Source organism: Pseudomonas sp. S2_B10 (genome assembly GCF_054668425.1).
Genome location: NZ_CP162768.1, coordinates 1,362,378 through 1,374,514, shown reverse-complemented (window position 1 = coordinate 1,374,514; position 12,137 = coordinate 1,362,378). Strand labels below are relative to the sequence as shown.

The following is a 12,137-nucleotide window of genomic DNA, read 5'->3' as shown; positions in this document are numbered from 1 at the left end:
TGCTGACATTTGCGGTGATTGCCGCATCGCCGATGGCTGCCTAGGCTGAGTACATCGCCCAAGGAGTTCGCCCATGTCTGCACCGCTGGCCTCACTGAAGATTCTCGATTTCTCGACCTTGCTGCCGGGGCCGTTCGCCTCGTTGCTGCTGGCGGACATGGGCGCCGAGGTGCTGCGCATCGAATCGCCGACGCGTATGGATCTGCTGCGGGTGCTGCCGCCGCATGATGGCGGGGTCTCAGCCAGCCACGCCTATCTGAACCGCAACAAGCGCAGTCTGGCGCTGGACCTGAAACAGCCCGAAGCGCTGCAGATCATCAAGCAACTGCTGGGCGAATACGACATCGTGCTCGAGCAGTTTCGCCCCGGGGTGATGGAGCGCCTGGGCCTGGGTTATGAAGCGTTGAAAGCGATCAATCCAAAGCTGATTTATGTGTCGATCAGCGGTTACGGCCAGACCGGGCCGTACAAGGAGCGCGCCGGGCATGACATCAATTATCTGGCGCTGGCGGGACTCGCCAGTTACACCGGACGCGCCGACAGCGGGCCGTTGCCGCTGGGCATGCAGGTGGCGGACGTGGCGGGCGGCTCGCTACACGGCGTGATCGGCTTGCTGGCAGCGGTGATTGCCCGTCAGCAAACCGGGCAGGGCACCCATCTGGATGTGAGCATGACCGACTGCGCGTTCAGCCTGAACGCCATGGCCGGCGCTGGCTATCTGGCCTGCGGCGCGGAACCGGGCCGCGAAGATCAGATGCTCAACGGCGGCAGTTTCTATGACTATTACCGCACCCGGGATGGGCGCTGGATGTCGGTGGGCAGTCTGGAGCCGGCCTTCATGCAGCAATTGTGCACGGCGCTGGGCCGGCCGGAGCTGGCGGCGCAAGGGTTGTCGCCCAGGCCTGAGCAACAACAAGCCTTGAAAGAGGCGTTGCGCATCGAATTCGAGCGGCACGATTTTGCAGAACTGTGTGAATTGTTCGCCGGGGTCGATGCCTGTGTCGAGCCGGTGTTGAGTTTGGGCGAGGCGTTGCGCCATCCGCAGTTACAGGCGCGGGAGCTGGTGACCCAGGTGCCGCGCGGCGATGGTACGACGCAGGCGCAGATGGCCTGTCCGTTGAAATTCTCTGAAGCATTGCCGGCGCCAAGGCATGTTGGCGCGGGGTTGGGGCAGCATACGGATGAGGTGTTGAGGGAGTTGGGACTTAGCCCTTCGAAAATTGAAGACCTGCGTCGCGCCAAAGTCATTCTTTAGCGCCTGTAACGGCCTCATCGCTGGCAAGCCAGCTCCCACAGGTTCCCAGGTGTTCACAAAACCTGTGGGAGCTGGCTTGCCAGCGAAAGGGCCAGTCAGGGCACCGCAGGAACCAACTATTCCACCCGCATTTCACCACTGAACACCAAGGTACTGCGGCAGCGCCGGCACAGATACCGCCGCCCTTGCCGCACCAGGCCATGGCGCTGGGCGGTAAACGGGAAATCACTGTCGGGGCACGGGCATTTGTAGATATAGCGGGTCACGCTGCGCCGCTTGATTTCATAGGTGTGGCAGCGATCCGGCGGCAATTCGTAGACGCCGCGCATGATCAGTTGCCACTCCTCGCCATGGGGCTGGATGCGGTCGCCGAACAGTTGATGAGCGATCAGGTGGGCGACTTCGTGGGCCACGGTCTGCTTGAGGAAGTGTTCGGTGTTTTCCCGGTACAGCTGCGGGTTGAAGCGCAGCAGGTTCTCGTGCAGATGCGCGACACCGGCTTTCTGCCCGCGCAGCTTGAGACTGACCACGGGGCGTTTGAAGGAACGTTTGAAAAAGGATTCAGCGAGTTGGTAACAATCTTCGACGCGGGTATTGAGTTGCTCGGGCATGCTTGATGGATCTCCAGAGACGCCGAGTATGCCGCAACCCCGGCGACTTGCGAATCGCCGACCTGCCGAATGGTCGTCGCCCCAACGAGAAGGCCGCCTTGCGGCGGCCTGTATTGGCAGATGTTGTTTTTCTCAGGGAGGAAACAGGTCAGTTGGTATAGACCGGGCCGACACCCAGGCCCCAGACAATCACGGTGAACGCCATGATCGCCACCAGCACCACCAGCCCAACCGCGAGCACCGAGCTGGAAAACAGAAAACCTTCATCCGAAGGGATGTTCATGAACGTCGGCAGACCGACGTACAGCAGATACACCGTGTAGCAGATGGCCGCCGTACCGACGATCATCCCCAGCCACATGTGCGGATAAAGCGCCGCCAGGCCGCCGACAAACAACGGTGTCGCGGTGTAAGTGGCAAATGCCACGCAACGGGCCAGGCTTGGATTGGCGTCATAGGTGCGCGCCATCCAGTGCACGAAGGCGCCCATTACCGCGACCCCGCCGAGCATCGCCAGGTAGGACATGATGGTCATCCACAGAGCGCTTTCAAACGTGAGCATTACCGGCGCGCGATTGCCGATCACCCAGCCGACCTGGGTCGTGCCGATGAACGCCGACACAGCGGGGATCGCCGCCAGAATCAGCGTGTGCGTCAGGTACATGTGGCTGATGCTTTCCTCTTGGTCGCCACGGATCTCCTTCCATTCCTGATCGGGGTGGGTAAACAGTCCCACTACGTGATGGATCATGCCATTCACTCCTCTTGTCATTGCCATCGCCCCCCAACGGAGCGCCTACGGGCCAAGATGGCCGAGCAAATACAGGTCTTCAGATGTGTGCGACCTTATGTCGCAGTATAGAAAGGACTCCAACGCACCGGTATGCCGGGCTTAGAGCAAATCGCGCTGTAAACATTGCAGGTAATCGCCTCGGGGTCTTGCGGGGAAGGCATTTTTGGGGTTGAAACACTTTTGTGGCGAGGGGATTTATCCCCGTTCGGCTGCGCAGCAGTCGCCAAGCCATACACCGCGCAGTGTCAGGCAATACGAGTTCTCAGGTTTTGGGGCTGCTTCGCAACCCAGCGGGGATAAATCCCCTCGCCACAGATGCTTCGCGCTACCAGGGTTTTTGCGTAAAATGCCGGCCTTTCGTCACACCTCACGGATTTCGCGTCATGGGCACTCTTACGGTCAACCAGAACAAACTGCAAAAGCGCCTGCGCCGCCTGGCCGGCGAAGCGGTCGCCGATTTCAACATGATCGAAGATGGCGACAAGGTCATGGTCTGCCTGTCCGGGGGCAAGGACAGCTACACCATGCTCGACGTGCTGATGCACCTGCAGAAGGTTGCACCGATCAAGTTCGACATCGTCGCGGTGAACATGGACCAGAAACAGCCGGGCTTTCCTGAGCACGTGCTGCCGGCCTACCTGAAAGAACTGGGCATCGAGTACCACATCGTCGAGAAGGACACTTACTCGGTGGTCAAGGAACTGGTGCCGGAAGGCAAGACCACCTGTTCGCTGTGCTCGCGCCTGCGTCGCGGTACCCTGTACACCTTTGCTGACGAAATCGGCGCGACGAAAATGGCCCTCGGTCATCACCGCGACGACATCGTCGAAACGTTCTTCCTCAACATGTTCTTCAACGGCACCCTCAAAGCGATGCCGCCGAAGCTGCGCGCCGACGATGGCCGCAACGTGGTGATTCGTCCGCTGGCGTACTGCAACGAGAAGGACATTCAGGCCTACTCGGACCTCAAGCAATTCCCGATCATCCCGTGCAACCTCTGCGGCTCGCAGGAAAACCTGCAGCGCCAGGTGGTCAAGGAAATGCTTCAGGACTGGGATCGCAAGACCCCGGGCCGTACCGAATCGATTTTCCGCAGCCTGCAGAACGTGGTGCCGTCGCAACTGGCCGACCGCAACCTGTTCGACTTCACCAGCCTGAAGATCGACGAGACTGCAGCTTCGCGCTTCGTTAACGTCGTCAATCTGTAAACACCTTCAAATGTGGGAGCGAGCCTGCTCGCGAAAGCGGTGTGTCATTCAACTGATTGGTTGACTGAGACTCCCTCTTCGCGAGCAGGCTCGCTCCCACATTGGTTTCTTCGCTTCATTCAATAGGAGAGGGCATGCGCGATTACAAGTGGCTGCACGAATACTGTCTGAACCGTTTCGGTTCGGCGGCTGAACTGGAAGCCCATCTGCCCGTTCCCAAGACCCCCGCACAACTGCGCAAGATCCGCGACGACCGCTACCTCTCGACCATGGCCCTGCGGGTTTTTCGCGCCGGGATCAAGCACAGCCTGGTCGACGCCAAGTGGCCGGCGTTCGAAGAGGTGTTCTTCAAGTTCGATCCGGAAAAAGTCGTGCTGATGAGCGCCGAGCACCTTGAGCGGCTGATGCAGGACGCGCGGATCATCCGCCATCTGGGCAAGCTGAAAAGTGTGCCGCGCAATGCGCAGTTCATTCTCGATGTGGAAAAGGACAAGGGCAGCTTCGGCGCATTGATCGCCGACTGGCCGGTGACCGATATCGTCGGCCTGTGGACGTACCTGAAAAAGCACGGCCACCAACTCGGCGGGCTGTCGGCGCCACGCTTTTTGCGCATGGTCGGCAAGGACACGTTCGTGCCGAGCTACGACGTGGTCGCGGCGCTTAATGCGCAGAAGATCGTCGACAAAGTGCCGACCAGTCAGCGCGATCTGGCGACGGTGCAGAACGCGTTCAACCAGTGGCATGAGCAGAGTGGCGGACGGCCGATGAGCCAGATTTCGATGATGCTTGCCTATACCGTCAACCATTAAAACCGCGTCGCTGCATTCGCGAGCAGGCTCGCTCCCACCTCTGGAATGCATTCCCTGTGGGAGCGAGCCTGCTCGCGAAAGCGGTTGGTCAGGCGACGCTGATCTCGCCTTCGCCAGCCAATTTGCGATTCAACTGATAGCGCCAGCGCACATACAGCAGCGCCGAGCAGAACACCGCCAGGCTCGCGGCCATTTCCAGCAGGCCGAACAGCTGCCGGTTGGGGTCGTACGCCGCCAGAGCGCCTTTGATGAAGTACAGGTTCACCACAAAACACATCCACGAATGGCCACGGGCGCTGCCCATGATCATCGCCGGGGCGAGGACCAGCCACGGGATCAGCTCGACCAGCAGAATCACCCAAGGCCGCGCGCCATGCAGGTCGGCGAACAGCAGGTAATAAGCCGCCAGCAAGCCGGCGAGGGCGAAAAAGCTCAGCAGGCTGAGCACGCGCATCGCCTTCACCCGTGGCTCAAGCCACTCTATCGAGGGCAGGACTTTCGGCTTCTTCGCCATCAGCCCACCAGCTTCTGTGCGGTTTTCGCCAGGCGCAGACCGAGTGCGCGACACAGCGCCACTTCGTGCTGATCAAGACCGTTCTTGCCGTCGGCACCGGCGTGATGGCTGGCCCCGTAAGGCGTGCCGCCACCTTCGGTTTCGAGCAGGGCCGATTCGCTGTAGGGCAGGCCGGTGATCAACATGCCGTGATGCAACAGCGGCAACATCATCGACAGCAGCGTGGTTTCCTGACCGCCGTGCAGGCTGGCGGTGGAGGTAAACACGCCGGCCGGTTTGCCGACCAGCGCGCCAGTCAGCCAGAGGTTGCTGGTGCCGTCGAGGAAGTACTTGAGCGGCGCGGCCATGTTGCCGAAACGCGTCGGACTGCCCAAGGCGAGGCCGGCGCAGTTCTTCAGATCATCGAGGCTGGCGTAGAGCGCGCCTTCAGCGGGAATCTCCGCCGCCACCGCTTCGCACTCGGTGGAAATCGCCGGCACTGTGCGCAGACGCGCTTCCATTCCGGCCTGCTCGATGCCACGGGCGATTTGCCGGGCCATCTCGTTGGTCGAACCGTTGCGGCTGTAATAGAGAACCAGAATGTACGGCGTGCTCATGGCAACAACTCCAGCACGTTTTCCGGTGGGCGACCGATGACGGCTTTGTCGCCTGCTTCAAGAATCGGCCGCTCCATGAGTTTCGGGTGCGTGGCGATGGCGTCGATCAGCTGCTGCTCGCTGAGGCTGGCGTCGGCCAGGTTCAGGGTTTTGTATTCCTCTTCACCGCTGCGCAGCAGCTGTCGCGCGCTGATCCCGAGCTTGCCGAGCAGGGCCTTGATCTGCGCGGCGCTGAGCGGCGTTTCCAGGTAGCGCACGACATTCGGATGCAAGCCGCGGGCTTCGAGCAGTTCCAGCGCGCCGCGGGATTTCGAGCAGCGCGGATTGTGATAAAGCGTCAAATCGGTCATGGCGGGTCGCTTCTGGCGTAAAGTGGCGGCTATTCTAACTGTGCGGCGCGCAATCCAGAACCGTCAGAGGCGATGGGTCGCAGGCGCTTTCGAATTTTCACAAGGAACACGACATGACACGGCGATTGGCAGCGGCATTGACGATAATCGGGGCGTTGATGCTGGGGGGCTGCGGTAATGATTACGGCATCGACCAGAACGGCCAGAAGGTAGCGTCCGAACGTCTGGACAAGCAGTGGGTGGTGCTCAATTACTGGGCCGAATGGTGTGGCCCATGCCGCACGGAAATTCCCGAGCTGAATCATTTGGCTGATGAGCTCAAGAGCAAGAACGTCGGGGTGTTCGGGGTCAATTTCGACAACGTGCAGGGCGCGGAGCTGAAAGAGGCAAGCGAGAAACTCGGCATCAAGTTCACCGTGCTGGCGCAGGATCCGGCCGAGCTGTTCGACCTGCCGCGCAGTGAGGCGCTGCCGGTGACGTTCATCATTGATGACAAGGGCAAGGTGCGTGAGCAGTTGCTGGGTGAGCAGACGGCGGCGGGGGTGATGGCGAAGCTGGAGGCGTTGCGGAACAAGTAACCTGTGGCGAGGGGATTCATCCCCGTTGGGTCGCGAAGCGGCCCCATGCGCAGTTCCAGGCGAACTGCAAACTCAGGGCTGCTACGCAGCCCAACGGGGATGAATCCCCTCGCCACAGGTAACCCCTGTGGGCACAGAAGGGGCTTAGCCCTCTTCCAGCCACCAGCGCAACGGTTTGCCTTGAGCCGGCCAGAAGCGTATCTGCTCGATGGGCGAAATGTCCCAGCGCTCGACTTTTTCCAGCGCCTGCAGGAACCGTTGTTCCTGCTCCATCAGCGCCGGGGCGCATAGCTTGCGGGTCTTGCCGATCTTGCCGAAGCTCAGCTTGTCGCCGTCCTGCGTGTAGGGTGCGAACCAATGATTACAGCCGCCGTTGCCGTAGGCGCGGCCGTCATCGCCGAGGGTCACGGTCAGATGGCTGTAATCCATCAGCGGTCGCTCGCCGATCCATTCCAGAATGTAGCTGCGGTTGTGCTGCAGTTGCACCGGCTCTGCGGCGCAACCAGCCAGGCCGACACCGATCAGTGCGGTCAGGGCGAGGCGTTTCATCATGCAGGCTCCTGGCATTTCGGGCACAGGTGCTTGTCGCCGACGGCTTTCCAGCCGAGCTCGGCGATGCGCGCGGTGGCGGCGGGTTTCTCGGCGGTCTTGCCGAGTTTGGCATCCACAGCGAATTCGAAACTCAGCTCTTTCGCGCAGCTGTCGCAGTTGACCTGCCAGGTGTGAATGGCCAGTTCGCCGAACACCGGGCCTGTGGTCATTGCGGTCCATTGGCCTGGCGGATTGATCAAGTGGCGGACCGTGTCGACGGTCAGGCGCATGGACAAATCCTTGCTGCCTTTGAGGGTGACCAACAGGGCATCGCCGATGCGGATCGAGCCACCGTTACCGGTCACCTGATAGCGGCCCGGAACGAGGGCGCGGCATTCGGTGAGGGTGTGTTGCGGGTTCATCAGGGTGTAGCGGAAATCGTGTTCGACCATGGGTCCTCCAAATATGCGCGACATGCTAGCACGGGCTCGATTGCAGAATGATGCACGCGTGCGACCTTCGATCCGGTTCAAATGCAGCGACAGTCATGGCAAACTGCCGGCCCCCGAATCTGAAGGAACGGAACATGGCGCTGATCGAATGTTATGAATGCAAGCGGAGCATCAGTTCCGAAGCGCTGGTGTGCATTCACTGCGGCGCGCCGATGGCCGAACATGCCGCCATGCAGGCGCAATCGACGGCGGCACCGGTGCAGGCCGCGACGATTTCCTTCGGCAGCCTGCCACGCAACAACGCAGTGCCCGAGGCGGTTGCGCCGCCAGTGTCCGAGCCTTTACCCAAAGTGATGCCGGCAGCAGCAGGGCGTCGCCGTCGTCAGCAGGCCGCAGAACAGGCCCGCGAGGAGCAGCAACCGCTCAACACCGATGGCAGCCGCCCGGTGGAGGGCTGGCTGAAAATCATGGTGTTTCTGCTACCGGCGTTTTTCGTCTGGTTCCTGCTGCGCAACGGCCATTCGAGCAAGCAGCGCCTGCTCGGGTTCGGCTGGCTGGGCTTGCTGATCCTGGCGTCTTCGCTGTCCAAGTAAGCGCTTCAACCCTCGACCTGGTTCTGCGGCGCACCTGCCGCCCAGGTCGCGATGTTGTGCAGGGTGGTCGCGGCAATCGCGCCCAATGCTTCGCGGGTCAAAAACGCCTGATGCGCGGTGATGATCACGTTGGGAAACGTCAGCAGACGCGCCAGCACATCGTCCTGCAACGGCAGGTCGGAGCGATCCTCGAAAAACAGCTGCGCCTCTTCCTCGTAAACATCCAGCCCCAGATACCCGAGTTGACCGTCCTTGAGCGCGTCGATCAGCGCCGGCGTATCCACCAGCCCGCCACGCCCGGTGTTGATCAGCATCGCCCCCGCCTGCATGTGCGCCAGTGAATCGCGATTGATCAGGTGCTTGCTCTGCTCGTTGAGCGGGCAATGCAGGCTGATGATCCGCGACTGCGCGAGCAACTCCGGCAGGCTCAGATAACGTGCGCCCAACGCCAGCACCTCGGGATTGGGATACGGATCGTAGGCCAGCAATTCACAGCCGAAGCCGTGCATGATTTTCGCGAACGTTGCACCGATCTGTCCGGTGCCGACGATGCCGACGGTCTTGCCGACCAGATCGAAACCGGTCAGGCCATGCAGGCTGAAATCGCCTTCGCGGGTGCGGTTGTAGGCACGGTGCAAGCGACGATTGAGGGCGAGGATCAGCGCCACCGCATGTTCGGCCACGGCATGCGGCGAGTAGGCCGGCACACGCACGACGGCCAGGCCGAGGCGTTTCGCCGCCGGCAGGTCGACATGGTTGTAACCGGCCGAACGCAGGGCAATCAGCCGCGTACCGCCAGCCGCGAGGCGTTCGAGCACCGGGGCGCTGAGGTCGTCATTGATGAACGCGCAGACCACCTCGTGCTGCTCGGCCAGCGCCGCCGTATCGAGGCTCAGTCGCGCCGCTTGAAAATGCAATTCGAGCCCGGCCGGGCAGTCGGCGCCGAGAAAGCTGTCGCGATCGTAGGTCTGACTGCTGAAAAAGATTGTGCGCATGAATCCTCCTGGAACATCGACGCGGGCCGCAATGGCCCGCGACAACTGTAGCGCTTTGCGCGTGCAGCGCCTTGCCGTGGATCAGGCGCTGATGCGCGCCTGCGCTGCGAGTCGATTGATCGAGCGCTCCAGTTCATCCAGCGCGGCGGCGGCTTTCGGATCGTCCTGCTTGAGCAGGGTTTCGCTGCGCTGGCAGGCGGCGCGCAGTTGCGGCACGCCGCAATAACGGGTCGCGCCGTGCAAGCGGTGCACGCGTTCAAGCAGGGCATTCTGGTCGTGGCTGTCACGCGCGGCGCGAATCGCTTCACGGTCGGCTTCCAGCGAGGCCAGCAGCATGGCGAGCATGTCTGCCGCCAGATCCGCTTTGCCCGCCGCCAGGCGCAAGCCTTCTTCGTGATCGAGCACCGGCAGTTCCTGCTGACTCGCCGCGCTGTCGCCGTTGCGCTCCGGCGCCTGATTGCGCAAGGCCAGCCCGGTCCACTTCAACACCACCTGCGCCAGTTGCCGCTCGCTGATCGGTTTGGTCAGATAGTCGTCCATGCCGCTTTGCAGCAGCGCGCGTTTTTCGTTGGCCATGGCGTGGGCAGTGAGGGCGACGATCGGCAGCGGCGTGCAATGCCGCTCGCTTTCCCACTGGCGAATGGTTTCAGTGGTCTGGCGACCGTCCATGCCCGGCATCTGCACGTCCATCAGCACCAGATCGAAAGATTCGGTTTGCACCGCTTTGACGGCCGCGTAACCGCTTTCCACTGCGAGTACGCGGGCGCCCATGTCTTCGAGCAGGGTTTGCACCAGCAACAGATTGGCCGGGTTGTCGTCGACACACAGCACGCGCGGCGCACGGCTGGACAGCGGCTCGCCCGGTTCGCTGCGGGTCTGGCGCGGATTGACCAGATCGGACAACGCCCGGCGCAGCTTGCGCGTACACGCCGGTTTGGCTTGGAGCTGGCTGTGCGGGTTGGGCACCGACAGATGAAACAGCGTCTGTTCGGTGGTCGGGCACAGCACCAGCACTTTGCAGCCCAGATGTTCAAGGTCCCAGATGTGCTGGTTCAAACGCTCCGGGAGCATGTCGTTGCTGGTGATGCCGATCACCGCCAGATCGATCGCCTGATCGGTCTGATGCGCGCCGGTAACGCCATTGCTCAGGCTTTCCAGGGTATTGAACGGCGTAACTTGCAGTCCGCAGTCTTCCAGCTGATGTTGCAAGGCCTGACGCGCCAGTTCGTGGTTTTCCAGCACCGCCACACGGCGCCCGAGCAATGGCGCGGCGGGCAGGTCTTCGGCGTCGTCGCGAGTCTTGGGCAGGCTCAGGCTGATCCAGAATTCCGAGCCCTCGCCCGGGGTGCTGTCGACGCCGATCTCGCCGCCCATCTGTTCGATCAGACGCTTGGAAATCACCAGCCCCAGCCCGGTGCCGCCGGGTTGACGCGACAGCGAATTGTCGGCCTGACTGAAAGCCTGGAACAGCGCGCGGACATCCTGACTCGACAGACCGATGCCGGTGTCCTGAATGCTGATGCGCAGTTGCACGCTGTCTTCGTGTTCGTCTTCGAGCATCGCCCGGGCGACGATGGTGCCTTCGCGGGTGAACTTGATCGCGTTGCTGACCAGATTGGTGAGGATCTGCTTCAGGCGCAGCGGATCGCCGACCAGCGACAGCGGCGTATCGCGATAGACCAGGCTGACCAGCTCGAGCTGCTTGGCATGCGCTGCCGGGGCGAGAATGGTCAGGGTGTCTTGCAGCAGGTCGCGCAGGTTGAACGGAATGTGATCGAGCACCAGTTTGCCGGCCTCGATCTTCGAGAAGTCGAGAATCTCGTTGATGATTCCCAACAGGCTGTCGGCAGACTTTTCGATGGTGCCCAGATAGTCGAGCTGGCGCGGGGTCAGTTCGCTTTTCTGCAACAGGTGAGTGAAGCCGAGAATGCCGTTCAGCGGCGTGCGGATCTCGTGGCTCATGTTGGCGAGGAATTCGGATTTGATCCGACTGGCTTCCAGCGCTTCTTTGCGTGCCAGGTCCAGTTCGATGTTCTGGATCTCGATGGTTTCCAGATTCTGCCGCACGTCTTCGGTGGCCTGATCGACGCTGTGCTGCAATTCTTCGCGAGCATTCTGCAGGGTGCCGGCCATGCGGTTGATGCCCGAGGCCAGTTCGTCCAGCTCCTGGCTGCCGAGGGGCGGCAAGCGGGTTTCCAGATGACCGTCCTTGAGCTGCGCAACTGCTTGTTTGATCTGGCTCAGCGGACGGTTGATGGTGCGGCCCATGCGCAACGCGAGGAGGGCGGCGCCAGCAAGTCCGGCGGCGATCAGCAGCAGGCTGGCGAACAGGCTGCGATAGCCGCGCAGCAACATGCCGTTGTGCGACAGCTCCAGCTCGACCCAGCCGAGCAGGCGTTCGGATTCTTCGGGAATGATTTCACCGGCGAGGTTGCGGTGTTTGCCGAACACCGGCATCAGGTAGCGCGTCGCGTCATTGCCGCTGCGTCGTTGCAACAGCGCGCTGTCGCCGCTTGGTGCCTGATTGAGCATGGTCGGGCCGGCGTGGGCCAGTGGCGAGCGGTCCGCCGCGAGGAAGGTCACCGCGCGCACGTCGGGTTGTTCAAGGGACTGGGTGGCGATGCGTTCAAGCAGATCGGCGTCGCCGTGACCCATCGCCGGCGCCACCAGCGGCGCCAGTTGCTCGGCGATCATTTCGCCGCGCTGCATCAATTGGCTGTGCAGGTCGGTCTGCTGCGTCCAGGTGAAATAGCCACCCAGCACCAGCGCCATCAGGCTGGTCGGCAACAAGGTCAGCAACAGCACGCGACCTTTGATTCCCAGTTTCTTGAGCACGCCTATCTCCCGCATCC

Annotated in this window: 14 protein-coding genes; 5 read left to right on the top strand and 9 right to left on the bottom strand. The window is 61.9% G+C overall.

What is annotated here, in order from left to right; genetic code table 11:
- Positions 1–73 precede the first annotated feature (73 nt).
- Complete coding sequence (locus AB4O45_RS06060; protein WP_460161197.1) at positions 74–1,255, top strand: CaiB/BaiF CoA transferase family protein; 1,182 nt, start codon at positions 74–76, stop codon at positions 1,253–1,255.
- 116 nt (positions 1,256–1,371) lie between these two features.
- Here AB4O45_RS06060 and AB4O45_RS06055 read toward each other — a convergent pair whose 3' ends face one another.
- Positions 1,372–1,866 (bottom strand): SprT family zinc-dependent metalloprotease, encoded by a 495-nt coding sequence (locus AB4O45_RS06055; RefSeq protein ID WP_024013976.1) that lies wholly within the window; start codon positions 1,864–1,866, stop codon positions 1,372–1,374.
- 148 nt (positions 1,867–2,014) lie between these two features.
- Positions 2,015–2,617 (bottom strand): Yip1 family protein, encoded by a 603-nt coding sequence (locus tag AB4O45_RS06050; protein WP_016773629.1) that lies wholly within the window; start codon positions 2,615–2,617, stop codon positions 2,015–2,017.
- Between the two features lie 425 nt (positions 2,618–3,042).
- Here AB4O45_RS06050 and ttcA point away from each other — a divergent pair, with 425 nt between their 5' ends.
- Both ttcA and AB4O45_RS06040 read left to right on the top strand, forming a co-directional pair.
- The gene (ttcA, locus tag AB4O45_RS06045; RefSeq protein ID WP_024013975.1) at positions 3,043–3,867 is read left to right on the top strand and encodes a tRNA 2-thiocytidine(32) synthetase TtcA; all 825 of its coding nucleotides are present in this window, start codon (positions 3,043–3,045) and stop codon (positions 3,865–3,867) included.
- 134 nt (positions 3,868–4,001) lie between these two features.
- Positions 4,002–4,676 (top strand): DNA-3-methyladenine glycosylase I, encoded by a 675-nt coding sequence (locus tag AB4O45_RS06040; protein ID WP_460161196.1) that lies wholly within the window; start codon positions 4,002–4,004, stop codon positions 4,674–4,676.
- An 88-nt stretch (positions 4,677–4,764) separates the two neighbouring features.
- On the opposite strand, the gene AB4O45_RS06035 is transcribed toward AB4O45_RS06040, so the two are convergent.
- Genes AB4O45_RS06035 through arsC form a run of 3 tightly spaced genes read right to left on the bottom strand, consistent with a single transcriptional unit; the run spans position 4,765 to position 6,136 of the window.
- Positions 4,765–5,190 carry a DUF2069 domain-containing protein gene (locus AB4O45_RS06035; protein ID WP_073472188.1) on the bottom strand — a complete coding sequence of 142 codons (426 nt, stop codon included), beginning with the start codon at positions 5,188–5,190 and terminating at the stop codon, positions 4,765–4,767.
- Entirely contained in the window at positions 5,190–5,786 is a 597-nt protein-coding gene (gene wrbA, locus AB4O45_RS06030; protein WP_041479575.1) for an NAD(P)H:quinone oxidoreductase, read from the bottom strand. Before wrbA ends, AB4O45_RS06035 begins: the two co-directional genes overlap by 1 nt.
- A complete protein-coding gene (gene arsC, locus AB4O45_RS06025; RefSeq protein WP_041479576.1) occupies positions 5,783–6,136 on the bottom strand; it encodes an arsenate reductase (glutaredoxin) in 354 nt (117 codons plus the stop codon). Before arsC ends, wrbA begins: the two co-directional genes overlap by 4 nt.
- A 113-nt stretch (positions 6,137–6,249) precedes the next feature.
- Between arsC and AB4O45_RS06020 the strand changes: the two genes are divergently transcribed.
- Entirely contained in the window at positions 6,250–6,714 is a 465-nt protein-coding gene (locus AB4O45_RS06020; protein WP_073472190.1) for a TlpA disulfide reductase family protein, read from the top strand.
- Positions 6,715–6,858: 144 nt separating this feature from the next.
- On the opposite strand, the gene AB4O45_RS06015 is transcribed toward AB4O45_RS06020, so the two are convergent.
- Together AB4O45_RS06015 and AB4O45_RS06010 are read right to left on the bottom strand one after the other, a co-directional pair.
- Entirely contained in the window at positions 6,859–7,263 is a 405-nt protein-coding gene (locus tag AB4O45_RS06015) for an META domain-containing protein (RefSeq protein ID WP_073472192.1), read from the bottom strand.
- The gene (locus tag AB4O45_RS06010; protein WP_039757838.1) at positions 7,263–7,697 is read right to left on the bottom strand and encodes a hypothetical protein; all 435 of its coding nucleotides are present in this window, start codon (positions 7,695–7,697) and stop codon (positions 7,263–7,265) included. The genes AB4O45_RS06015 and AB4O45_RS06010 overlap by 1 nt, the downstream gene beginning before the upstream one ends.
- A 134-nt stretch (positions 7,698–7,831) precedes the next feature.
- Here AB4O45_RS06010 and AB4O45_RS06005 point away from each other — a divergent pair, with 134 nt between their 5' ends.
- Complete coding sequence (locus tag AB4O45_RS06005) at positions 7,832–8,290, top strand: hypothetical protein (RefSeq protein WP_460161195.1); 459 nt, start codon at positions 7,832–7,834, stop codon at positions 8,288–8,290.
- Between the two features lie 5 nt (positions 8,291–8,295).
- Here the strand turns inward: AB4O45_RS06005 and AB4O45_RS06000 are convergent, their stop codons facing one another.
- Both AB4O45_RS06000 and AB4O45_RS05995 read right to left on the bottom strand, forming a co-directional pair.
- Positions 8,296–9,285 carry a 2-hydroxyacid dehydrogenase gene (locus AB4O45_RS06000; RefSeq protein ID WP_150637580.1) on the bottom strand — a complete coding sequence of 330 codons (990 nt, stop codon included), beginning with the start codon at positions 9,283–9,285 and terminating at the stop codon, positions 8,296–8,298.
- Positions 9,286–9,366: 81 nt separating this feature from the next.
- Positions 9,367–12,120, bottom strand: a complete 2,754-nt coding sequence (locus AB4O45_RS05995; protein WP_460161499.1) for a response regulator — start codon at positions 12,118–12,120, stop codon at positions 9,367–9,369.
- Positions 12,121–12,137 lie beyond the last annotated feature (17 nt).

Bases quoted from the DNA above. Each gene is read 5' to 3' on its own strand.
- AB4O45_RS06060 (WP_460161197.1), top strand. From the start codon at position 74: ATGTCTGCACCGCTGGCCTCACTGAAGATTCTCGATTTCTCGACCTTG.
- AB4O45_RS06055 (WP_024013976.1), bottom strand. From the start codon at position 1,866: ATGCCCGAGCAACTCAATACCCGCGTCGAAGATTGTTACCAACTCGCT.
- AB4O45_RS06050 (WP_016773629.1), bottom strand. From the start codon at position 2,617: ATGATCCATCACGTAGTGGGACTGTTTACCCACCCCGATCAGGAATGG.
- ttcA (WP_024013975.1), top strand. From the start codon at position 3,043: ATGGGCACTCTTACGGTCAACCAGAACAAACTGCAAAAGCGCCTGCGC.
- AB4O45_RS06040 (WP_460161196.1), top strand. From the start codon at position 4,002: ATGCGCGATTACAAGTGGCTGCACGAATACTGTCTGAACCGTTTCGGT.
- AB4O45_RS06035 (WP_073472188.1), bottom strand. From the start codon at position 5,190: ATGGCGAAGAAGCCGAAAGTCCTGCCCTCGATAGAGTGGCTTGAGCCA.
- wrbA (WP_041479575.1), bottom strand. From the start codon at position 5,786: ATGAGCACGCCGTACATTCTGGTTCTCTATTACAGCCGCAACGGTTCG.
- arsC (WP_041479576.1), bottom strand. From the start codon at position 6,136: ATGACCGATTTGACGCTTTATCACAATCCGCGCTGCTCGAAATCCCGC.
- AB4O45_RS06020 (WP_073472190.1), top strand. From the start codon at position 6,250: ATGACACGGCGATTGGCAGCGGCATTGACGATAATCGGGGCGTTGATG.
- AB4O45_RS06015 (WP_073472192.1), bottom strand. From the start codon at position 7,263: ATGAAACGCCTCGCCCTGACCGCACTGATCGGTGTCGGCCTGGCTGGT.
- AB4O45_RS06010 (WP_039757838.1), bottom strand. From the start codon at position 7,697: ATGGTCGAACACGATTTCCGCTACACCCTGATGAACCCGCAACACACC.
- AB4O45_RS06005 (WP_460161195.1), top strand. From the start codon at position 7,832: ATGGCGCTGATCGAATGTTATGAATGCAAGCGGAGCATCAGTTCCGAA.
- AB4O45_RS06000 (WP_150637580.1), bottom strand. From the start codon at position 9,285: ATGCGCACAATCTTTTTCAGCAGTCAGACCTACGATCGCGACAGCTTT.